At 60.1% G+C, this 21,160-nt stretch carries 14 protein-coding genes; 1 reads left to right on the plus strand and 13 read right to left on the minus strand.

The features are described from left to right. The first annotated feature begins 60 nt into the window (after window positions 1-60). Entirely contained in the window at window positions 61-2,796 is a 2,736-nt protein-coding gene (locus D8U70_RS03375; protein WP_177433942.1) for an RHS repeat protein, read from the plus strand. A gap of 79 nt (window positions 2,797-2,875) precedes the next feature. On the opposite strand, the gene D8U70_RS03380 is transcribed toward D8U70_RS03375, so the two are convergent. The 13 genes from D8U70_RS03380 to yaaA form a co-directional block, all read right to left on the minus strand. Continuing rightward, a complete protein-coding gene (locus D8U70_RS03380) occupies window positions 2,876-4,327 on the minus strand; it encodes a mannose-1-phosphate guanylyltransferase/mannose-6-phosphate isomerase (RefSeq protein WP_024011673.1) in 1,452 nt (483 codons plus the stop codon). 154 nt (window positions 4,328-4,481) lie between these two features. Continuing rightward, the gene (locus tag D8U70_RS03385) at window positions 4,482-5,138 is read right to left on the minus strand and encodes an alginate O-acetyltransferase AlgF (RefSeq protein ID WP_016771605.1); all 657 of its coding nucleotides are present in this window, start codon (window positions 5,136-5,138) and stop codon (window positions 4,482-4,484) included. Between the two features lie 14 nt (window positions 5,139-5,152). Then, window positions 5,153-6,325: an alginate O-acetyltransferase gene (locus D8U70_RS03390; RefSeq protein WP_016771604.1), complete on the minus strand. Its 1,173-nt coding sequence runs from the start codon at window positions 6,323-6,325 to the stop codon at window positions 5,153-5,155. A 10-nt stretch (window positions 6,326-6,335) separates the two neighbouring features. After that, window positions 6,336-7,901, minus strand: coding sequence for an MBOAT family protein (locus D8U70_RS03395; RefSeq protein WP_024011674.1), 1,566 nt, complete (start codon window positions 7,899-7,901; stop codon window positions 6,336-6,338). A 202-nt stretch (window positions 7,902-8,103) separates the two neighbouring features. After that, a complete protein-coding gene (locus D8U70_RS03400; protein ID WP_122601884.1) occupies window positions 8,104-9,228 on the minus strand; it encodes a mannuronate-specific alginate lyase in 1,125 nt (374 codons plus the stop codon). Between the two features lie 8 nt (window positions 9,229-9,236). Further along, complete coding sequence (locus tag D8U70_RS03405) at window positions 9,237-10,703, minus strand: alginate O-acetyltransferase (RefSeq protein WP_130928293.1); 1,467 nt, start codon at window positions 10,701-10,703, stop codon at window positions 9,237-9,239. Window positions 10,704-10,714: 11 nt separating this feature from the next. Then, window positions 10,715-12,286: a mannuronan 5-epimerase AlgG gene (algG, locus tag D8U70_RS03410; RefSeq protein ID WP_073473915.1), complete on the minus strand. Its 1,572-nt coding sequence runs from the start codon at window positions 12,284-12,286 to the stop codon at window positions 10,715-10,717. 26 nt (window positions 12,287-12,312) lie between these two features. Continuing rightward, window positions 12,313-13,794, minus strand: coding sequence for an alginate export family protein (locus tag D8U70_RS03415; RefSeq protein ID WP_056783051.1), 1,482 nt, complete (start codon window positions 13,792-13,794; stop codon window positions 12,313-12,315). Beyond that, a complete protein-coding gene (gene algK, locus D8U70_RS03420) occupies window positions 13,791-15,299 on the minus strand; it encodes an alginate biosynthesis TPR repeat lipoprotein AlgK (protein ID WP_177433943.1) in 1,509 nt (502 codons plus the stop codon). Before algK ends, D8U70_RS03415 begins: the two co-directional genes overlap by 4 nt. 9 nt (window positions 15,300-15,308) lie before the next feature. Continuing rightward, the gene (locus D8U70_RS03425; protein WP_110646406.1) at window positions 15,309-16,478 is read right to left on the minus strand and encodes an alginate biosynthesis protein Alg44; all 1,170 of its coding nucleotides are present in this window, start codon (window positions 16,476-16,478) and stop codon (window positions 15,309-15,311) included. Between the two features lie 35 nt (window positions 16,479-16,513). Next, a complete protein-coding gene (alg8, locus tag D8U70_RS03430) occupies window positions 16,514-17,995 on the minus strand; it encodes a mannuronan synthase (protein ID WP_162098720.1) in 1,482 nt (493 codons plus the stop codon). A 79-nt stretch (window positions 17,996-18,074) separates the two neighbouring features. Further along, complete coding sequence (locus D8U70_RS03435; protein WP_130928295.1) at window positions 18,075-19,391, minus strand: UDP-glucose/GDP-mannose dehydrogenase family protein; 1,317 nt, start codon at window positions 19,389-19,391, stop codon at window positions 18,075-18,077. Window positions 19,392-20,200: 809 nt separating this feature from the next. Then, the gene (yaaA, locus tag D8U70_RS03440) at window positions 20,201-20,980 is read right to left on the minus strand and encodes a peroxide stress protein YaaA (protein ID WP_130928296.1); all 780 of its coding nucleotides are present in this window, start codon (window positions 20,978-20,980) and stop codon (window positions 20,201-20,203) included. Window positions 20,981-21,160: the final 180 nt, after the last annotated feature.

The raw sequence follows: 21,160 nt of genomic DNA on the forward strand, positions 1-21,160 counted from the left end.
AGGCATCCACGTCCGGGCTTGCTCTCATGCGCGAAGGGCACACTGGGACGTTGACGCACTATGGGCATCCACCGCAATACGCCAACGCTTGCCGTGAACGATCCGCGCGGTTTGGCCATCCTCAACGTCAACTACTGGCGCGCCGATGCGGCGCTGGCAAGTGAGCCCCGAATCGAGCGGAAGTTGCGGGACGTTGCCGGGCGTGTAGTCAAACAATGGGATGCGCGATTGTGGGCGTTGCAGGTGATCGATCCGCAAGCGCCCGCCAGCCTCACCACCACCCATGCCTTGAACGATATCGCGCTGCGCTCGGACAGTAGCGATGCGGGAGTCCAGGTCCGGTTGCCGGGTTTGGCCGGCCAGACGCTGTTCAACTGGGACAGCCGTGGCACATGCCGCGAGATTGCATACGATGACTTGCTGCGCCCTGTCGCGGTGTTCGAAGAAGGCACAGGCGTACCTCGCCGCTGCGCCGAGCGTTTTGCCTATGGCCGGCCCGGCTTTGGCGAGGCGCTGCGCAATCAGCTCGGTCAGTTGATCCGGCATGACGATCCGGCCGGTAGCGTCCTGTTCGAGCAATTCGCAATCACCGGCCAGTGTTGTGAAAACACCCGACACTTCGCGCTCGATCCGGTTGTGCCGGATTGGCCAGATGCTGACGTTGAGCGCAAGGTACCGCTGGAGTCCGAAGGGGCAACCACGCAATGGCGCTTTTCACCGCAGGGCTCCGTGCTGGAACAGGTGGATGCCGCTGGTCATCGGCAGGTGTTCGCGCTGACTCACGACGGACGATTACGCGGGGTTGATCTACGGCTCAGGTATCAGACTTCAGACCATCCTGTGGTCAGTGATATTCGGTACAACGCCGAAGGTCAGGTGACCCAGGAGCTGGCAGGCAACGGCGTTCTGACCACGCTGAGCTACCGCCCTGAAGACGGCCGTCTGCTCATGCGTCATGCTCAGGATCAAGAGGGCAATGTTTGGCAGGACCTGTTGTATGCCTATGACCCGATGGGCAATGTGCTGAGCATCGAAGACCAGGCATTGCCGGTACGCTGGTTCGCCAACCAGCGCATCGAGCCGGTCAGTCGCTACCGCTATGACAGCCTTTACCAGTTGACTCACGCCACTGGCTGGGAGGCCGGCGCTGCCGGTGGCGGGCCGACCGCTGTCGCCAACTACAGCCAGAGTTATCGTTATGACGCCGCCGGCAATTTGCTCGAGCTGACTCACGTTGGCCCACAGAGTCCAGGTCATCAATTGCAGGCCGCGCGCTACAGCAATCGTTGCTTGCCGTGGCATGACGGTAAGCCGCCATCTGAGGCCCAGATCGCTGAGGCGTTCGATGCGCGAGGCAATTTGCTGTTGCTGGATCAAGGACGCCGGTTGCAGTGGAATCTGCGGAACCAGCTGAACTCGGTGGTGCTCGTGCTGCGCGTATCAGGCGCCGATGATTGTGAAAACTATCTCTACGACGGCGCCGGTCAGCGGGTATTGAAAACGCGTTCGTCACGCACGGCTGCGCGCAGTCTTCTTGCACAGGTGCGGTATCTGCCAGCGCTGGAGTTACGCACCGACACTGGCACCGGAGAAAACCTGCAAGTGCTCACCGTGCAGACCGGACTCAACACCGTACGCGTCCTGCATTGGCAAAGCCCACCGCCGACCGGCCTGAATAATCTCTACCGATACAATTTCAAAGATCACCTGGGTTCGATCAGTGTTGAGCTGGACGCCGATGCGCGGCTGATCAGCCGCGAGCATTTTTATCCGTTTGGCGCGACGGCGTGGGCCAAGGAGCCCGACGTCAGCTACAAGACCGCGCGCTATTCGGGAAAGGAACGTGATGCCACGGGGCTTTATTACTTTGGGTTTCGCTATTACGTGCCGTGGCTGCAACGCTGGTTGAATACCGATCCTGGCGGGGCGATCGACGGTCATAATCGCTATCGCGCGATGCGCAATAACCCAGTCACTTACAGAGACAGCGACGGGCGCAAGCCCGACAAGCATGCTCCCGATCGGGTGTACCACGATCTTGCCGACAAGAAACTGGTCAATCCCGTGCAAGCCGCCGGCATGCAGCCAGTGCGCCGTTACTTCGAGAATGACCCCAATCCCGACGTCCAGGCCTATCGCCGCGAAATACCGGTAGCGCTGGCAGAGCTGGGAGCCCGGGACAACTCCGTGCTCAACACACATCAGGCACATGTCATTGCCGCCGCGCGGACGCACACCGCGCCACCTTCGGGGGCCGTGCTGTACCACTCCGGTGAATTCGTTTCTTCGACAATGAATCGGGTGTTGGGGGAGGAGACCACCAGCCGGATCATGGGACCCATGTCCGTTGCGTTCAACAGCCCTGTCGAAGAACCGCAAGTGCTTGCAGCCAGGCGCGGTGCCGTGGCCAAAGGCTTCCAGATCGGCGGAAATCTGCTGATGCACGCCGCTAACCCCGCAGTTCAGTTGGTGGGCTCACTGAGTGTGGCAATGGGCAATGCCATGCAGGTTTCCGAGGCTCAGACGCGGATCCAGTACAAACTGCTCAGCACACCCGTTGCCGTGCCTCTTGCCATCTCCTCGAACAGTCCGGCGGTCGACTTGCAGTCCTTCAATCGATCGACCCGGCGGCAGCCGTTGTTTGCAGAACCGGAATCAACACCCACACCGTTGGCCCAGCAACTGTTTGCAGCCGCGTTTACACAAGGTCCCGCGGGGCTGGCGCAGGGGACGGAAGGCGAGTCGGTCGATGAAGATTCACCGCTGGCGAGACGCCGCAATTCAGTCTTCGGCTAGACAAAAAAAGCCCCCGCCCAGCCCGCTGCGGATAGGGAACGCAACGGGCTGGACGAGGGCTTCTCGTTTTAGTGATCGATTACTGCGCGATGGTCTTCACCGACACGCCGCGTTCGATCGGGGTGGAGCGGCCGTAGATATCTTCGAAACGTTCGATATCGTCTTCACCCAAGTACGAACCCGACTGCACTTCGATGATTTCCAGCGGGATCTTGCCCGGGTTGCGCAGGCGATGCACCGAGGCGATCGGGATGTAGGTCGACTGGTTTTCGGTGAGCAGGAACACGTTCTCGTCGCAGGTCACTTCGGCGGTGCCGCTGACCACGATCCAGTGTTCGGCGCGGTGGTGGTGCATCTGCAGCGACAGGCACGCGCCCGGCTTGACCGAGATGTGCTTGACCTGGAAACGCCCGCCCATGTCCACCGAGTCGTACGAGCCCCACGGGCGATAGACTTCGCAGTGGTTCTGGGTTTCGCTGCGGCCCTGGGCATTGAGGGTGTTGACCATCTGCTTGACGCCCTGGACCTTGTCCTTGTGGGCAATCATCATCGCGTCCTTGGTTTCGACCACGACGATGTTTTCCAGACCGATCACCGAAACCAGTTTGCCGTTGCCGTGGATCATGCAGTTCTTGCTGTCCTGGATGACCACGTCGCCTTTGCTGACGTTGCCGTTGGCGTCTTTCTCGTTGACTTCCCACAGCGACGACCAGCAGCCGACATCGCTCCAGCCGGCGGTCAGCGGCACCACGCAGGCGCGCTGGGTTTTTTCCATCACCGAGTAGTCGATGGAGTTGTCCGGGCAGCAGGCGAAGGTGGCTTCGTCGAAGGTGATGGTGTCAGCGTCCTGCTGGCTGCGCTCAAGGGTCAGCAGGCAGGTGTCGTAGATGTCCGGATCGTGCTTTTTCAGTTCTTCGAGGAAGCGGCTGGCGCGGAACAGGAACATGCCGCTGTTCCAGTAGTAACCGCCGGATTCGACGTACTCGGTGGCGCGCTTGACGTCCGGTTTTTCGACGAAGTGCGAGACGCGGCTGACGCCTTCAGGCAGCAGCGAATCAGCGGTGGATTTGATGTAGCCGTAGCCGGTTTCCGGTTTGGTTGCCGGCACGCCGAACAGCACCATTTCGCCGTTTTCCGCAGCGACGGTGGCCAGGGCCAGCGCACGTTGCAGGGCTTTCTGGTCTTCCAGCACGTGGTCGGCCGGCAGCACCAGCATCAGTTCGTCACGGCCTTCATTGACCAGCATCATCGCGGTCAATGCTACGGCCGGCGACGTGTTGCGGCCGAACGGTTCCATCAGGATGCGCTGGCATTCCAGATTGCGCGCGGCCAGTTGCTCGTTGACGATGAAACGGTGCTCTTTGTTGCAGACCACGATTGGCGTGTCCATGCCTTCGAACACCAGACGCTCGAGGGTTTGCTGGAACAGTGTGTGTTCGCCGGTCAGAGCGAGGAATTGTTTAGGGAACTGCTTACGCGAAAGAGGCCACAGACGCGAACCGCTACCACCTGACAAGATCACCGGAATCATAATGTTTACTCCATAAAATCAATTTGGTTAGAGCCCTGTGGGAGCGAGCCTGCTCGCGATGGCGATGGCTCAGTCGACATTGATGTTGCATGTCAGACCGTATTCGCGAGCAGGCTCGCTCCCACAAGGGGTACTGCGTCAGTTCACAAAAGGATTAGCGAGTCGACACCGGGCGTTTCACCCAGACTGGCGACAGGTTGCTGCCGTTGCCGGTGACGTACAGTACGGCTGCCTCACCACGCTCCAGAGCGACCGGTTTCACGTCGCCGACTTTCTTGTCGCCTTCGTACAGCGCCAGGCTGACTTTCACCGGGTTGATTTCACGTTCGCCACGGCCCTTGGCAGCGACGTTCGGCACCACTTCGGTCTTGCCGTCGGCGGTCTTCAGGGTCAGCGGCTTGTCGCTGAGGTTCTGTACACGAACCAGGGATTTCTGCTTGTTCTTGAATGGCGGCTCTTCGATCAGTTGTGGCGCGCCGGACGCGTTGTTGACCAGGGTGTAGTAGTGGTCACCGGCAAGCTTGACCGGCAGGGTCTGGCTGCCGACCTTGGCGCTGTAGTCGCCGCCCGGCATGAAGCTGAAATCGCTGCTGGCCAATGGCGCGATATCGCTCAGGTTGGTGCTGCCGACGGTCGCGCTGACTTCAGCGTTGCTGGCGTTGTAGACACGCACGAAGGTCGAGCCTTTCGGTGCGGTCGGGCCGTACAGCGCGGCGTCGCCGCCGGCGAAGGCTGGGACGGAAAGTACGCTGAGGCCAGCAACCAGTGCGAAGCTTTTAGCGAGACGACGAGGAGTAGTAGTGAAAGTCATGGTGTACCTCTCTTTCAGTTTTGCGCCCGATCGGGCGTCTCGGATTTAGTGTTGATGGCTACGTTTTGTTGGCGGGCGCCGGCTTGTTTGAGCTCTGCGACCCACTGCGGGTCGGCGTCGCCGATTTCGTTGTTCACAGGCAGATATCGTTCAGGAAACTCCCAGATCAGCACTTGTGGCGGGCTGTTCTTGAAGTCATCGCTTTTCAGGTAGCTGAGCATCGGCAGAATCGGGCCATGGCCGTCTTCGGCGTAATTGACGACGTCGCTGTGCAGCGCTTGTTTGAGCGCACCGACGAAGTTCCAGTTGGGGTTGGCGCTGTAGCTGGTGCCGATCAGCGCGACCGGTACTTCGCTGTTGGCGAACAGGGCGTCGTCACCGGCAGGCTGCTCGGCGGCCACGGTGTTGCGTTTGAGCAGTGGCTCAGGCGCCGGCATCATGTTTTCGAACAGCGGATCGAGCGGCAGGAACAGACGCAGATCGCCCTTGTGCGTGACCTTTTCAGCTGGCGTGGTGACGAAGCGCTGTGGCTCGCCGCTCAGCGGGAATTTCTCGGCAATGGTTTTCGCCAGCGTGTTGGCGGCGATCTCGGCGCCTTCCGGCGTCCAGTGGGTGTCGGTGCGCAGGAACACTTGCTGACCGTTCTGCTTGGCCTGTTGCAGCGGGCCGAGCAGGTCAGGGGCGAGGATCTTGTCGGCCGCGACACGGGCGTGGAAATCCTGATACAGGTTCTGGTGAATGCTCGAAGGCTTCACTTCATCCAGATGCTCCGGATACAGACGCACCTTGGCCGGGACGATCGCCATCACCAGTTTCACGCCTTTCTCTTTCAGGGTCTGGCGCACGCCTTCGACCAGCGCGTAGTTGCCTTGCAGGTTCTGCTGTTCGTTGACGATCGGGTTGAATTCCTCATCGCTGTACAACCACTGGTCGCGGCCGAGCACGACGCCCGGACGACCTTCGTTGAACAGTTTGAAATCCAGCGCGGCCCAGAGGTTGGTGCCCAGACGCTTGATCGGGAATTCATCGTCGTAGTGGGTTTCCACCGCCTTGGTCCAGCGGCCATTGAGCACCGTCGCGTCGGCGTTGGTGCTGAAGCCGAAGAAGCTGCGAATCGACCACAGACCGAGGACCAACAACGTCACCAGGAACAGGGCGATGTAGAAGATGCGTAATGAGCGGGTCATGTCAGATCCCTCAGAACTGGAAGTAAAGGAACGGCGAGAAGCTTTGCGCCGAGAGTTTGAGAATCGAGGCGATGAACAGCAGCAGAATCAGCCCGCGCATCACGTAGCGCGACCAGTCAGCGGTCCAGTAAGCCGGTTGCACCTGGGCTTCGACGCCGACGGTGTAGCCAGGTTCGTGGATGCTCGCCGGATTTTCCCCAGGTGCTGCCTTGATCATTCCCGGCGTCGCGGTCGCAGGGCCATCAGCCTCGACGTTGACTTCCGGTTTGGTCTTGGCTGGCGGCTGATTGGTGTACAGATCACGCAGGCCGAAGAACGCCAGGGTCACGTAAGCCACAACCAGAGTCGCCACTTGCAGACCGGTGAGGCTGGCCTGATTGAGTTCCGACAGCGACCAGTCACCGAAGCTGAACATCGCGCCGTACATGCGCCCGGCAACGTGCAGGTTTTCGGCACGGAAGATCACCCAGCCCATGACCACCAGCAGGAAGGTCAGTGCCCAGCGGATCGGGTTGAGGCTGCGCGGCGAAGTGTTCAGGCCGAGCATTTTTTCGATCGCCAGCCACATGCCGTGCCAGGCGCCCCAGATGATGTAAGTGATGTTCGCACCGTGCCACAGACCACCCAGGAGCATGGTCAGGAACAGGTTGCGATAGGTCATCAGCGTGCCTTTACGGTTACCGCCGAGGGTGATGTACAGGTAGTCACGCAGCCAGGTGGAGAGGCTGATGTGCCAGCGGCGCCAGAACTCGGTAATCGACTGGCTGATGTACGGCTGCTTGAAGTTTTCCATGAAGCGGAAACCCATCATCAAGCCCAGACCGATGGCCATGTCGCTGTAACCGGAGAAGTCGAAGTACAGCTGCGCGGTGTACGCCAGCGCACCGAGCCAGGCATCACCCGTGGTCGGATTCTGCAAAGCGAAGCAATGGTCGGCGACCACGGCGAGGGTGTCGGCGATGAAGACCTTCTTGATGAAACCCTGCATGAACCGCGTGCAGCCCTCGGAGAACTTGTCGAGGGTGTGCGTGCGGTTGTTGAACTGATCGGCGAGGTCGCGGAAACGCAGGACCGGGCCGGCAATCAGGTGCGGGAAGATCGCCACGAATGCCGCGAAGTCGATCAGGTTGCGCGTGGCCGGAGTGTCGCCACGGTACACGTCGATGATGTAGCTGATCGATTCGAAGATGTAGAACGAAATACCGATCGGCAGCAGCACGTGGGTGAGGATGAACGGCTCGAGACCGAACGAAGTCATGATCTCGTTGATGCTGTCGACACCGAAGTTGGCGTACTTGAAGTAGCCCAGGATGCACAGGTCGACGGCCACGCCGAGCAGCAGCCAGCGCTGCGCCGGTTTGGTTCGTACGCCGGCGGCACCGACCTTGAGGCCGATCCAGTAGTTCCACAGCGTGACCGCTGCGAACAGCGCGAGGAAGTCCACCCGCCACCAGGCGTAGAACACGTAGCTGGCGATCAGCAGCAGCAGGTTGCGATAGCGTTGCCCGCTCAGGTAGTACAAGCCGAGAAAGATCGGCAAGAACAGAAACAGGAACACGTTGGATGAAAATACCATCCCGATCTCTCCATGTTTGAACCAACAGTCAAGGGCCAAAGCCCCCCCAAACCCCCCGTGGTAGTGGAGGGGTGAAACAGTCCTGCGATCGTTCCCACGCTCTGCGTGGGAATGCCTCAATGGACGCTCTGCGTCCGCTTCGGCATGGGACGCGGAGCGTCCCGGGCTGCATTCCCACGCAGAGCGTGGGAACGATCAGCGACTAACTGCCTTTGTTGCCCTTTTCATGCGACGGGTCGTAGACCTTGGTCAGGTCGCCGCCAAGACGGAAAGTCTTGAACGGTTGCATGTCGCGCTTCTTCTCGATCACATCCGGCGCACAGGTGTAGAGCGTGCAGAACGGTTCGAGCCAGGCGAATTTCATGTCCTCTTTCAGGTCGGTCATGTCCTGCTTTTTGCCGTTCTTTTCTTCGAACTCGTCAGGGTCCTTGACGCCGGCCAACACGCGGTCACCCAGACGCTTCAGTGCGCCATTGTTTTCCTGACGCAGATCGACACCATTGACCTGGGCGAAACTGGCGATCATCGCCAGCGGCGGCAGGGCGTAGTTGTGATAGGCGAGGGCGCGTTGCTGGCGCTTGAGTTCGTTGGGCAGGAAGCCATCGGCATCGACTTGATTGACGCCGACCTTGTATTCCTTGACGGCCCAGTCGAACAGGTCGCGGCGGTTGGTGGCGACGGCGGTGGCCATCACCGACCAGGCGGCCCAGTACGAGTGGTTGTTGGTTTTCTCCAGCGGCAGGTTGTCCCAGTCGCTGACCACCTGATCAGCCATTTTGCTGAACCAGGCTTCGATCACCTGCGCTTCCTGCTGGTGCTGGGCCAGTGGATGCGAGTCGGAAAATTTCAGGCGAATGTACGACGAGGCCATGCTGCCCAGCGCCCATTTGCGCATCGACTTGCCGGTGTGGTTGAAGTCTTTGGACATCAACGCGTCAGCCTTGGCCCACGCGGTCAGCCAGTTGAGCGTGCATTCGAGCTGCTCCGGGCGACCGTCACGCATGAACTGCATGACGCGCTTGGCGGTGCCGCGCTCCAGCGTAGTGATGTCTTTGGTGGTGTCGCGAAAGGCTTTTTCCGACTGCACGTTCAGCGTCGCGCGGGCCTTGTCCGAACCTTCGTACTTGCTGCGAAATTGCAGCGGACCGGTGTACGGCGCCGGCATCGCGTCGCAGCCATCGCTCTTGTCGCCGGTCTTGAATTTATCCACCGGGGCGAAGTAGCCCTGCGGCGGACGCAATGGCGCGGCGGCCTGAGTTGCCCCGGCGAACATCGCCAGGCTCAGGAGTGTCGGTGCCAACAGGTTTTTCAGTTTCGGATTTCGCATAGCAGACCTCATTGCCCGAGCTGCGCGGTCTGTTGACCGACGCCCGGGAATACGTTGCGTTTGCAGATTTTCGCTTCGACTTTTTGTGGCGTGGCGCCAGGTCCGGCTTCAGGACCCTGGACTTCAACGGCCAGCAGGTTTTGCGAGGCCCAGTCTTCGTCCGTGCGCAGCTCAAAGGCGAAACGACCGTCGGTGTCGGAGGTTTCCGGTTTCTCGATCTTGATGTCCTCGTGGCGACCGTTCATGTACCAGAGGGTGGCTTGCAGGGTTTTCACCGAGGTGTCGGCGAAGCGGATGTCGACCTGATGGTTGGCGTTTTGCAGGTTCAGGTTCTTGCTATTGACCAGCAGTTCTTGCTTGCTGCCCGGCTTCAGCGTGGCACTGGCGGACATTTGCGCGTCTTTGCCTTCGCAACCGTTATCGAGCAGCGCCATCATCTGGCGATAGATGGTTTCCTGATCGAGGCGATACAGCGGCGAGAATTCCCAGATGAGAATCTTCGGCGGGGTCTTCTGGAATTCTTCGCTGCCCAGGTATTGCAGCATCGAACCTTCGAAACCGCCGCCGGGGAAGGCCACGTTGAGGATGTCGGCGCCGATGGCTTCTTCGAGGAAACCGGCGAAGTTGTAGTTCTTGCCGCTGTGCGATGTACCGACCAGAGTGATCTGCGGATTGCCGGAATCGCCGAACAGATCGCCGTCACCGGCCTCGCCTTTCGGCTCGGTGGTGAACTGGTCCATGTACTGGATCGCGTAGCTGGTGCCGCACAGTTGTCCGGCCATGTTGTGCAGGGTGCCGGTCTTGCCCATGCGCCCGGAGCGCTTGGTCTCGAATTCACGCTTGGGAATGTCGGCGAAGGCCGGGATTTGCTTGACCTTTTCGGCGACGATTTTTGCCGTGCGCTGGGCGCCATAGGGTGTCCAGTGCTGGTCGCCACGGAAGTAGAAATCGTGGGCGGGCAGGGTGTCCGGCAGCGATTCGTTGGTCAGTGGCGACAGGTCAGGCACCACGTAGCCCATCTTGGCGAAACGGCCAAGCATGGTCTTGTAGTTGCCCAGCGCTTTCTCGTAATCGAACGCGGCTTTTTCCTGCGGGTTGAGCTTGTTGCGGTTCACCAGGCCACGGGTCGGCTGGTAGACGATCACCAGCTCAACGCCTTTGCTCTTGAACGCATCGTGCAACTGTTGCAGGCGCTTGTAGCCGGCCGGCGTGGTGTTGAACTCGGTGCGCAGGTCTTCCTGGGTACGGAACAGCCAGTCGCCCTGGGCCTGTACCAGGGTGGTGAAGTTCTGCTGATAACGCGTGGTGTAGTTCTTCGCGTCATGGGCCGCCGGGCACAGGTTGCAGCACGGCTCGGCGGTGAACTTCGGTGGCGTGACGCTTGCGCCGTCAGCGTCGGCGCGGGCGTTGCCGGCAGCGAGAATGCCGAGGGTCAGGGCCGAGAGGCTGAGCAGTTTGATCATGTGTGGGTGCATAAAAATTATCCTCAGTCCTGCAATTCGGTCTGGCGTTCGACAGGGTCGATCAGCACGGCTTTCTGCTGGCGCACCAACAGATCGAGAATTTCATCCTGGCGCTCGCCGAGGATGCCGTTGAAGCTGATCCCGCTGGACTTGGTCGGCGCCAGCATCGACACGCGATACAGCTCGACACTCAGCGGCGAGTCGATCGACAGCGGGCCGCTGCCATTGGCCGCCAGCTCGCCGCCGACGACGATCAGCGAGACCTGCGCGTCGAACGGGTCGAGCTTGATGTCACGGTCGGTGTCGGTCAGGTCCTTGATGTGGCCGTAGATACCGGTCAGGCCGTTGGTCATGGCAACGTTTTCGTAGAGGCGGATGTTCACGCTGTTACGAATACGAATGCCGTGACGGGTATTGCTGATGACCTTGTTGCCCCACAGCAGGTTGTCGGCGGACTCGTAGAGCGTGATGCCGTCGGTGTGGTTCTTGTAGATCTCGTTGTAGGCAATGATGTTGTTGACGCTGTTACGGTCGATCACCAGGCCCGACAACTTGTTGTCGAAACTCTTGTTGTTGAAGATGAAGCTGTCGTTGACCTCACGGGAAATAATGATCCCGTGCTTCTTCTTCGTGCCGTGAACGGTGTTCTCGGCAATGATCAGACGGTGCGAGCGGTCATGCGGGTCGATGCCGTAGACGATGTTGTCTTTGTAGGTGTTGCCCTTGACCACAAAGTCGCTGGTTTCGTAGCAGTAGAAGCCGTACCACATGTCCGAGAACTCGGAGCCGACGATCCAGCCGGTCGGTTCCGGGCGCTTGAGGACCTTGGCCATGTTCGGCGTGTACTGGGAAATACTCACCCCGTACGACTTACTGTTGGCGTAACCGAAACTGGCCATCTTGCTGTTGACGATGTAGGTCTCGGTGCCGCCCCAGGAGAGCAGGAACGGACGGAATTCCTTCGGCGAACGGAAGGTCGCCGGGCCGTTGTCCTTCTCGCGCCAGCCGGTGACTTTGGTGTCACGCACGAACAGCTTGCCGTCGTTGACCAGGAACGAACCGGCTTCCTGGGACAGGCGCAGTTCCTGGGTCTGACCATCGATTTCGAGGATGCCTTTCTCGCCGACCACGATCGGCAATTTTGCCAGGTACACGCCAGGGGACGTCTCGCTGAAATACTGCTTGGGCAGTTTTTTCGCCAGATCCTTAAGGTTCATGTAGCCGTCGTCGATGAAGATGGCCTGCGGGATGCCGTGCTGACGCACCACCCATTCGGCCATCTTGTTATCGCCGCCGATGAAGTCCTTCAGGGCGTTTTCCTGCATCATCCGGCGCACGCTGATCTTGCCCGGTTTGCTGCGCACGATTTTCGCCGCAGCGGCTTCGGCGGTGAAGCCGGACAGGTCGGGCAGTGTCGGCTTGGCCAGTTTCAGCGCGTCGGTCGGCGCGCTGCTGACGGTGTAGGTCTTGGCCTGTTGCAGTTCTTTGGCCACGGTCGCAGGTTTCGCCGGTTCAACATTGGCGAAGGCGCCGGCGCTGGCCAGCAGCATCGCGCCGGCCAGCAGGCTGAGTGAGCCTGTTCTGGTGCTGATCATGTCGGGCACTCCCTTGGCGGTTTGCATCAGAAGCGCCAGATCACGTCAATGAATGCGCGGTGCATGTAGGAATCAACCTGGCTGCCGTAGGCATCGCCCGGTTTGAATACACCGCCACGGAAACGCACCAGTGCCGAAGGCTCGTCGATCGACTGGCTCAACGCCGCCGGCAACAGGCCTTGCTTGAAGTACTTGGTGACGACCAGGTCCATTTCCTGACCCAGGTCCTTGTTGCCATCTTCAAGCGGCAAGGATGTGCTGGAGAGGATTGCGCCGGTGACGTCGTCGGTGTTGTTTTCCACCGCGTTGATGCCGTTGCTGCCGACCGGCTTGTTGCCGTCGACACGCCAGAACTTGTGGTAGATCAGGCTGGCGTCGTACTCGTCGTTGACCATCCACGAACCGAACAGGGTGGCGGTCTGCATGTTGTTCATTTCGCCACGGAACGCTTCGCCGAAACGGTGCACGCGCGAGCGGGTACCGGTGTAGTTGGAGCGGTTGCTCTCCAGACCGTTCTGTTCGTAATCGGCACTGGCGCGGGCGTAGGCACCGCCGACTTGCCACTGCGGATCGAGGCGCAGACGTACGCCGACGTCGGCTGCCCAGCCGCTGATGTCATCGCTGCGCTTGGCTTGTGTCGGGCGCGTGCCGTCGGCGTTCAGCGCATTGACCGTGTCGCGGTCGCCGCTCATGCCGGTGATGCTGCCCCAGTAGTTGACGGTGTTGGTGTTGCGCCAGTTGTAGGCGTCGCTGTCGGCAGTCAGGCCGATCCAGCTGATGTCGCCGTTCTCGGTCTTGTCCAGCGAATCGCGCGGGACGCCCGGCTCGGCGTAATCGAGTTTGCCGTCGTCGTGGGTGTGGTGGCCGCGAATGCCGACCCACTGCCCCGGCGTCCACTGGTAAGCGGCGTCGGCGTAGGCGTGCAGGCGATCCTTGTCTTTCGGTGCCAGCTCTTTCAAGTCGGTGCGGTATTCGCTGAAACGCTCGGCGACACCGGCATTGGCGCGCAGCAGTGTGGTATCGAAGGTCCAGTTCAGCGCTTCGATGTTGGTGTCGCGCCATTGGCCGTCGTCATTGCGCAGACGCTGGCGACCGAACTTGAGCATCTCGCCCGGGTACGGGGTGAGGCCGCTGTAGCCGACCCAGAACTCGCGCATCGCCAGGTAGTTCTTCTTGGTTTTGCGATCACTGTTGTCGGTGGCTTGTTCACCGTCGGATTGTTGCAGGGTGTCGGTCTCGATGATGTCGGTCGAGGTCACCGCCTGACCCATCGCGTAGGCGCTCCACGCGCCGCTTTCGCCGTAGATCCAGGGACGCAGGTCGAGGCCCACGCCATTGACGTCACCGCCGCCGGCAGTGCCGAGGTCACGGTCGTCTTCGGACTGGCCGGTGAGTTTCACTTCCAGACCGAAGTTCTTGGTTTCAGTCATCGCAGCCAGTGTCGGGCAAGACCAGAGCAGCGCGAAGGTGAGGCCAATACCGGCCTTCACGAATGGGTTCAGCTTCATAGTTTTTCCTCGCCGTCTTCTTCTTGCAGGGCGTGCAGTTGCAGCGTGTTCGAGTTCAGGGCGCCACGGCTGGCCTGTTCCTGTTGCAACAGGCGGCGGGCTTCGGGCAGGCGCTCGGGCGGCAGTTGCGCCTCGAGGGTCGCTGCCAGTTCATCGGCTTGCGGGGTGTTCTGGGCCTTGGCCAGTTGGCTGAACACGTAGGCGTTCAGCGGGTCGGGCTTGGTGCCCTTGCCTTGGGAAAACAACTGGGCGATGGCGAAGTCGGCACTGTTCTGGCCGTTGCGCGCAGCGGTCAGCAGATGGTCCAGAGCCTTCTGCGGATAGACCTTGCCCAGGTAGCCACGACGGTAGATCTGGCCGAGGTAGTAATCGGCGGCGACTTCGCGGCCGACGGCTTTCTGGAAATGATCCTCGGCGACTTTCGCGTCGGCCGGGACCAGTTTGCCTTCGTAGTAGACCTTGCCCAGCAACAGTTCGGCGCGCGGCTGGTCGGCAGCGCGACCGTTGTCCAGGTACTTCATCATCTGGTCGACGTCGCCCAGTTCGGGGAAGTCGTAAAGCAATTGCGCGAGGGTGACCCACGACGCCGGGTAGCCCGGAGCGATCGGCTCGAGCAGCGCCTGCGCAGTTTTTTCGTCGGTCTTGCCCAGGGTCGAATCGGCCAGCACGCGGGCCACGGAATCGACACGCTGCGCGGTGACGGTGCCACGGCTGTAACCAGCCTGCATCTGCTTGATCAGCTCGGCCTGTTGCTCCGGCTGGCCACGTTTCTGGTAGACGGTGGCCAGTTCGACGTAGCAGATGTCGGTGGTGTTGAGCGCGGCCTTGCAGATCTTTTCCACGTCATCCAGATGCTGGTCGTAGGTGCCTTGGGTGCGATACAGCAGCACCTGCGCCAGACCGGCTTCCGGGTAACCGGATTTGCGCCACTGATCGATCTGCTGCTGGGCGTTGATGTTCGGGAAGCTGTGCGGGTATTGCAGATACAGCATCGCCAGCGGGATCAACGTGTTGCCTTCACCATTGGCGGCGGCTTTTTTCAGCAGGGTTTCGGCTTCGTGGTGCTCGGCTTCGGTGGAGCCCGGCTTCGCCACCAGCAGACGACCCAGACGTGCCTGGGCACGCGGCGACACGCTGGCCGCTGCGCGGTAAGTCGCTTCGGCCTGTTTCATCTGCGCCGGGTCGCGGCTGTCGACCTGGATATCAGCCAGGCCTACTTGCGCCTCGCTGTAACCCAGATCGGCCAGTTGCTGGTAATTCTGCGCAGCGGTGGCGGTGTCGCCACGCTTGAGCGCTTCGTTGGCCAGACGCTGATCGGGCAGCCCGGCGCAACCGGCCATAGAAACTGCTAGTGCCAGCGAGCACACCATCAATCCCATGTGGGAGCGAGCCTGCTCGCGAAGCAGTCGACTCGGTACTTCAGACAAACCGCGCTGGCCCTTTCGCGAGCAGGCTCGCTCCCACAGGGTCGGCGGTGTGTTCAAGTTATGCGTAGTCACAGGCATGTCCTCGACTTAAAGACCGGCAGCCATGGCTTTGTCGATCAGCCAGTTCAGGTTCGGGCCACGGTCGCTGTTCACTTCCACCGGGCGGCCGGCCAGGCTGCTGTCGAGCGGCTCGTCTGGCTGGATCTGCACGCGAATGTCGGAGGACAGGTCGGCGCTCTTCAGGCTGGTGCTGCTGACGATCTTGCCGGTGCGGGTCTTGTCTTCGCCGGCGATCTGGAAGCTCACCGGAGTGCCTGGACGCACGTCGCCGAACTGGCGATAGGAGAAGCGTGCTTCAACGTTGGCCTGGGTGTTGCGCGGCACCAGTTGGAAGATCACGTCGCCCTTGCTCGCGTACTGACCGTCAGCCACCAGTTGCTGGGCCACGGTGCAATCGCACGGCGAGGTCAGGGTGCCGGTCATTTGCTTGCCGAACAGTTCTTCAACCTTGGCCGGGGCCAGTTGGTCTTCGGCCAGATGGCCCTTGAGCACGTCGAGCATGCTGGTGCTGAAGGTCGCCAGCGGTGCGCCTTTGGCGGCAACGCCGTCGGACTTGACCAGGCTCTGCACGGTGCCGTCACGCGGCATGGTGATGTTCATCCCCGGCACGCTGACCAGACCGGCCTGGGCGTGGCTGACGAAGTACATGCCGTACACCGACTTGAAGATGAAACCGGCAGCGACCAGGCCAATGGCGAAAATACCGGCGCTGAAGGTCACGGCTTTCAGACGGCCGAACGGGGTCATGCCGGTGTCGTTGGTCTTGTTCTTGCGCGCCTTGGTGAAGTTGTCGCGCTGCAGCGTCGCCAGCACTTCGCCGATGCTGACGATGTCGCCGGCCAGGTGCGAAGTGATCAGGTGGCGCAGGGTGGAAATGTCCTGCGGCTCGAGGTTCTGGAACTGGCAGCCAGCGCGGCCGGTGGCGCGATCGAAGGAACGCACCTGCAGTTCAACGTCCATGGCCAGGCCGAGGTTGTCGATGACAAATTGCAGACGCGCCTTGTACACCTCGCCGATGGTCAGCGGCATCTGCCCGGCGTTGAACGCCAGACCGCCAGCCGACAGATCGAGGACCCGCGCTTCGAGCGGAGTCCGGTCAGGGCCGAAGAAACGCAGTTTGGCCGGGATTTTCACGCGAGCGTGCTGGCGCTGGGCTTCGGATTCATGCACTACGTTGACGTTGACGGCGGTATTCATAGGGGCGATTTCCTTGTTAATTCAATAGGAGCGGGTCAGACCATCATCAGCAGCACGGCGACAAAAATGCTGCCGGCGGAGAAGGTCATGGTCCGAGACGACCAGGTGTTGAACCAACGTTGAAAGCTGGCGAGATCACGGGTCAGGGATGTGGGCTGGCGAGTCCAGGATTGTTGGTCGAGGCGGAAGAACACGTAGATCTTCACCAGGGCGCCAACGATCTGGTTGTAATACAGAATCGCCGGGTAAGCAGGGCCGATGCGGTGGCCGGAACACGACAGCAACAGCGTCAGGATCAGGCGGGTGATGCCGATCCACAGCAGGTACACGAGGATGAACGCGGTGCCGTACTTGAAGCTGGCGATCAGTGCGACGGTCAGGCCGAGCAGCGAAGTCCACATCGACACGCGCTGGTCGAACAGCACCACCGAGGTGAACGCGCCGAGGCGGCGGATACCCAGACCCAGTGCACGGGAGTTCTGGCGCAGGTTGTTGCCGTACCAGCGGAACATCAGCTTGCGGCTGGCCTTGATGAAGCTCTTTTCCGGCGGATGTTCAACGGTGTTGATCGCGGCGTCCGGCACGTAGAAGGTGTCGTAACCCAGGCGCATCAGGCTGAACCAGCTCGACTTGTCGTCACCGGTCAGGAACTTGAAGCGGCCCAGACGCCAGTGTTGCAGCGAGTCGCTTTCAACGTCGGCGATGAATTCCGGATTGGTCACCACGGAGGCTTTGAATACCGACATCCGACCGGTCATGGTCAGTACGCGCTTGGACAGGGCCATCGAGCACATGTTGATGTGGCGCTGGGCGAAACGCAGCTTGTGCCATTCGCTCATGATGTAGCCGCCGCGCACTTCGCAGAACTCGTTGGTGGTCAGGCCGCCGACATTGCCGAACAGCTGGAACCACGGCACGGTCTTGCGCACGACGCCTTCGCCGAGCACGGTGTCGCCGTCGATCACGGCCACCACGGCACGGTCGTCCGGCAGGTGACGGGAGATCGCGCGGAAACCGAAGGCCAGACCATCGCGCTTGCCGGTCCCGGGAATCCGCACGAAGTCGAGCTTGACCCGCTCCGGCGGATTCATCCGCGCCCACAACGCCTTGACCAGCAGCTCGTCGGACATTTCCACGATCGAGCAGACAATGGTGGTCGGCAGTTCGCAGTCGATGGCTTCGCGGATCACCGAGCTGTAGACCTGCGCGGTGGTCAGCGCGTCAATACGAAAGCTGGTGACCATCAGAAACACATGCGACGGATCGGCCGCTTTACCCAGCTTGCGGACTTTGCGACGCAAGTGCGGGTAAACGATGTAGAGAAAAATCATGCCGCGCACAAAGTGCGTTGCACCCATCGAGTAGCGCCAGATACCCACGGCGCCAATCAGGAAAATGAAGTCCTTCGACTCGGAGTCGAATGTGGACGTGGGCAGCATCAAGGCCAGGCCCATCAGCAGACTGAGATAAAAAAGCCAGCCGGCTGATTGCAGAAAAAAATGTTTGAGCTTGGTCATAACCGTCATCCGAAGGTGATGGAGGCTTCAAGCCGCAAGCGTGTTGCCTTTGCTTGCGGCTTGAAGCTTGAGGCTTGCCTTACCAGCAAATGCCTTCGGTGCGGCTACCGGCGCTGGTGGGCTTGGACATGAAGCCCACCAGGTCGATGACTTGCTTGCCGTGCGGCGCTTCCTGGGCCAGCGAACGGAATTTCTCGTCGCGGTTGCCGAGGATGATCACGTCGGAGTTGTCGATCACCGAGTCGAAGTCGGAGTTGAGCAGGGACGATACGTGCGGAATCTTCGATTCGATGTAGTCCTTGTTCGCACCGTGGACACGGGCGTATTCGACGTTGCTGTCGTAGATGCTCAGGTCGTAACCCTTGCCGATCAGCATTTCCGCCAGTTCGACCAGCGGGCTTTCGCGCAGGTCGTCGGTGCCGGCCTTGAAGCTCAGACCGAGCAGGGCGACTTTGCGTTTTTCATGGCTTTCAACGATGTCGAAAGCGTTCTGCACTTGCGATTCGTTACTGCGCATCAGCGAGTTGAGCAGCGGTGCTTCGACGTCCAGGGAACCGGCGCGGTAGGTCAGCGCACGCACGTCTTTGGGCAGGCACGAACCGCCGAAGGCGAAGCCCGGGCGCATGTAGTACTGGGACAGGTTCAGGGTCTTGTCCTGGCAGACTACGTCCATCACTTCACGACCATCGACGCCGACGGCTTTGGCGATGTTGCCGATCTCGTTGGCGAAGGTCACTTTGGTCGCGTGCCAGACGTTGCAGGTGTACTTGATCATCTCGGCAACGGCGATGTCCTTGCGGATGATCGGTGCGTCGAGTTCTTCGTACAGCGATTGCAGAACGTCGCCCGACGCGGTGTCGAACTCGCCGATAACGGTCATCGGTGGCTGATCGTAGTCGGCAATGGCGGTGGATTCGCGGAGGAATTCCGGGTTGACCGCTACGCCAAAATCGACACCAGCCTTCTTGCCCGAGCAGTCTTCCAGAATCGGGATGACCACGTTGGCCACGGTGCCTGGCAACACGGTGCTGCGCACGACGATGGTGTGACGGGTGGTTTTTTCACGCAGGACAAAACCGATCTCGCGGCACACGGCCTCGATATAGTTCAGTTCCAGGTCGCCGTTCTTTTTGCTTGGCGTGCCGACGCAGATCATCGACAGGTCGGTATCACGAATCGCCTCGGCGAAGTTGGTCGTGCCGCGCAGACGGCCGGTCTGGATACCCTGCTGCAGCAGTTCGCCCAGGCCCGGTTCTACAATCGGCGATTTGCCGGCGTTAATCATGTCGATCTTGTCTTTGGCAACATCGACGCCAACTACGTCATGGCCCCGTGCAGACAGGCAACCGGCACATACTGCGCCAACGTAACCCAAACCAAATATGCTGATGCGCATCGCAATTACCTCTGTATATATCAGGCCTTAGAAGGCCGGAGTTAATGGTGTTCAGCGGTCACTAGTGCACTCGGAAGTGCGGCTTACAGGCGCCACAATGCCGTGTGCAGGCATACAAAGTTCCGAGTGTCTAATAAGTGCACTCAAGATGTGCGCAACTAGGCCTTGTTGTTATGACTTGCCCTGTTATGCAGCCGATCTTCCGTGCGGGAAGACTCTAGTGCAGTTGTGTAGCCTGCTCGACGTCCGGTAGGGGGCCGGTAAATCAAGCAGTTAGGTGCTCAGGCGAGCACGTTTATAGGGGCGCGGCCTTGGCCTTTGTAGGGGATATTAATGGTGCGTATCTCCTGTCCTTCGATTGTTTTGAGACTCGTTAGTCACTTAGGCAAGTTGCTGTGACAACTTGGTTACATGGCTATCAGCTCTGCGTAAGTTATCTCGTACAAACTCGGCGAGAATCGTTACCGGTGGTATGAGCAATGCATTTGGACATAGTTCCAGGCCGCTCATCGTGCCAGTCGAAATTTTTTGAAATATTGATGAAGATGGCACTGGGTGCAAATTGATAGCACTAACGATTTCGCCCTTTAGTTATCGGGGCGAAACCGGGGCCGATAGTTTTGTGCCACTACGGGTAAAAAATTTAGGTGCCACTACTGAAAAAAAACTTCAGTGTCGAGTGAAACTAAAATTAGAAAATAGGGTGTGGTTTTATTGGCGCCATTAAATTGGCGATATGTCGCGAGGGGATTTTGACTTCGGGCGGACTGCACGACTCTTGAGGAAAAGAGTCGTGCAAAGGGCATGCTTTATTCCGGGGCGTGGTCGCGCAAAAACACCAGATTGTCGGGTTTCGACTGCTCGGCGCTGTAGCGATAACCCTGTACATCGAATTGCTTGAGTTGAGACGGGTCGTTGATGCGTTCCTCAATCACAAAACGGCTCATCAGGCCGCGCGCCTTCTTCGCGTAGAAACTGATGATCTTGTACTGGCCGTTCTTCTGATCCTTGAACTCGGTGTTGATGATCCGCGCCTTCAACGCGCTGCGCTTGACCGCGGAAAAGTATTCGTTGGATGCAAGGTTGAGCAGTACGTCATCGCCTTGCTCGGCCAGCGCTTCGTTCAGCCACTCGCTGATGCGCGTGCCCCAGAACGCATACAGATCCTTGCCACGGGCGTTGGCCAGTTTGGTGCCCATTTCCAGGCGATAGGGTTGCATCAGGTCCAGCGGCCGCAGCAGGCCATAAAGGCCGGAGAGCATGCGCAGGTGTTTTTGCGCGTAATCGAATTGCGCCTCGCTGAAGGACTGCGCATCCAGGCCGGTGTACACATCGCCCTTGAAGGCGAGCAGCGCCTGTTTGGCGTTTTCCGGGGTGAAGGCCGGCGTCCAACTGCCGAAACGCGCGGCGTTGAGGCCACCGATCTTGTCGGACACGTGCATCAACTCGCTGATCTGCGCCGGACTCAGCTCGCGCAACTGCAGGATCAATTCCTGGGAATGGTCGAGGTACTGCGGCTGGGTAAAGCGCTGGGTCGCCGGCGGTGTTTCGTAGTCGAGGGTCTTGGCGGGGGAAATCACCATCAGCATGAAGTCGTCTCCTTTGATCGTGGGGGCGATTCTAGGGGGTTGTCCGGGTTGACTCCAGCTATCAAGCCCCATAGGTGATCGACGGCTTAACTCAAACCCCTTGTGGGAGCGAGCCTGCTCGCGAAAGCGGATTTACATGATCGTTCCCACGCTCCGCGTGGGAATGCAGCCCGTGACGCT

The organism is Pseudomonas sp. Sample_20, assembly GCF_004307585.1.
GTDB lineage: Bacteria > Pseudomonadota > Gammaproteobacteria > Pseudomonadales > Pseudomonadaceae > Aquipseudomonas > Aquipseudomonas atacamensis.

What these genes read in the sequence shown, in the direction of transcription:
- algK (WP_177433943.1), bottom strand. Translation starts at nt 15,299, where the DNA reads ATGCCTGTGACTACGCATAACTTGAACACACCGCCGACCCTGTGGGAG.
- D8U70_RS03385 (WP_016771605.1), bottom strand. Translation starts at nt 5,138, where the DNA reads ATGACTTTCACTACTACTCCTCGTCGTCTCGCTAAAAGCTTCGCACTG.
- D8U70_RS03390 (WP_016771604.1), bottom strand. Translation starts at nt 6,325, where the DNA reads ATGACCCGCTCATTACGCATCTTCTACATCGCCCTGTTCCTGGTGACG.
- alg8 (WP_162098720.1), bottom strand. Translation starts at nt 17,995, where the DNA reads ATGACCAAGCTCAAACATTTTTTTCTGCAATCAGCCGGCTGGCTTTTT.
- D8U70_RS03405 (WP_130928293.1), bottom strand. Translation starts at nt 10,703, where the DNA reads ATGCACCCACACATGATCAAACTGCTCAGCCTCTCGGCCCTGACCCTC.
- D8U70_RS03395 (WP_024011674.1), bottom strand. Translation starts at nt 7,901, where the DNA reads ATGGTATTTTCATCCAACGTGTTCCTGTTTCTGTTCTTGCCGATCTTT.
- D8U70_RS03435 (WP_130928295.1), bottom strand. Translation starts at nt 19,391, where the DNA reads ATGCGCATCAGCATATTTGGTTTGGGTTACGTTGGCGCAGTATGTGCC.
- D8U70_RS03375 (WP_177433942.1), top strand. Translation starts at nt 61, where the DNA reads ATGGGCATCCACCGCAATACGCCAACGCTTGCCGTGAACGATCCGCGC.
- D8U70_RS03380 (WP_024011673.1), bottom strand. Translation starts at nt 4,327, where the DNA reads ATGATTCCGGTGATCTTGTCAGGTGGTAGCGGTTCGCGTCTGTGGCCT.
- D8U70_RS03415 (WP_056783051.1), bottom strand. Translation starts at nt 13,794, where the DNA reads ATGAAGCTGAACCCATTCGTGAAGGCCGGTATTGGCCTCACCTTCGCG.
- D8U70_RS03425 (WP_110646406.1), bottom strand. Translation starts at nt 16,478, where the DNA reads ATGAATACCGCCGTCAACGTCAACGTAGTGCATGAATCCGAAGCCCAG.
- D8U70_RS03400 (WP_122601884.1), bottom strand. Translation starts at nt 9,228, where the DNA reads ATGCGAAATCCGAAACTGAAAAACCTGTTGGCACCGACACTCCTGAGC.
- yaaA (WP_130928296.1), bottom strand. Translation starts at nt 20,980, where the DNA reads ATGCTGATGGTGATTTCCCCCGCCAAGACCCTCGACTACGAAACACCG.
- algG (WP_073473915.1), bottom strand. Translation starts at nt 12,286, where the DNA reads ATGATCAGCACCAGAACAGGCTCACTCAGCCTGCTGGCCGGCGCGATG.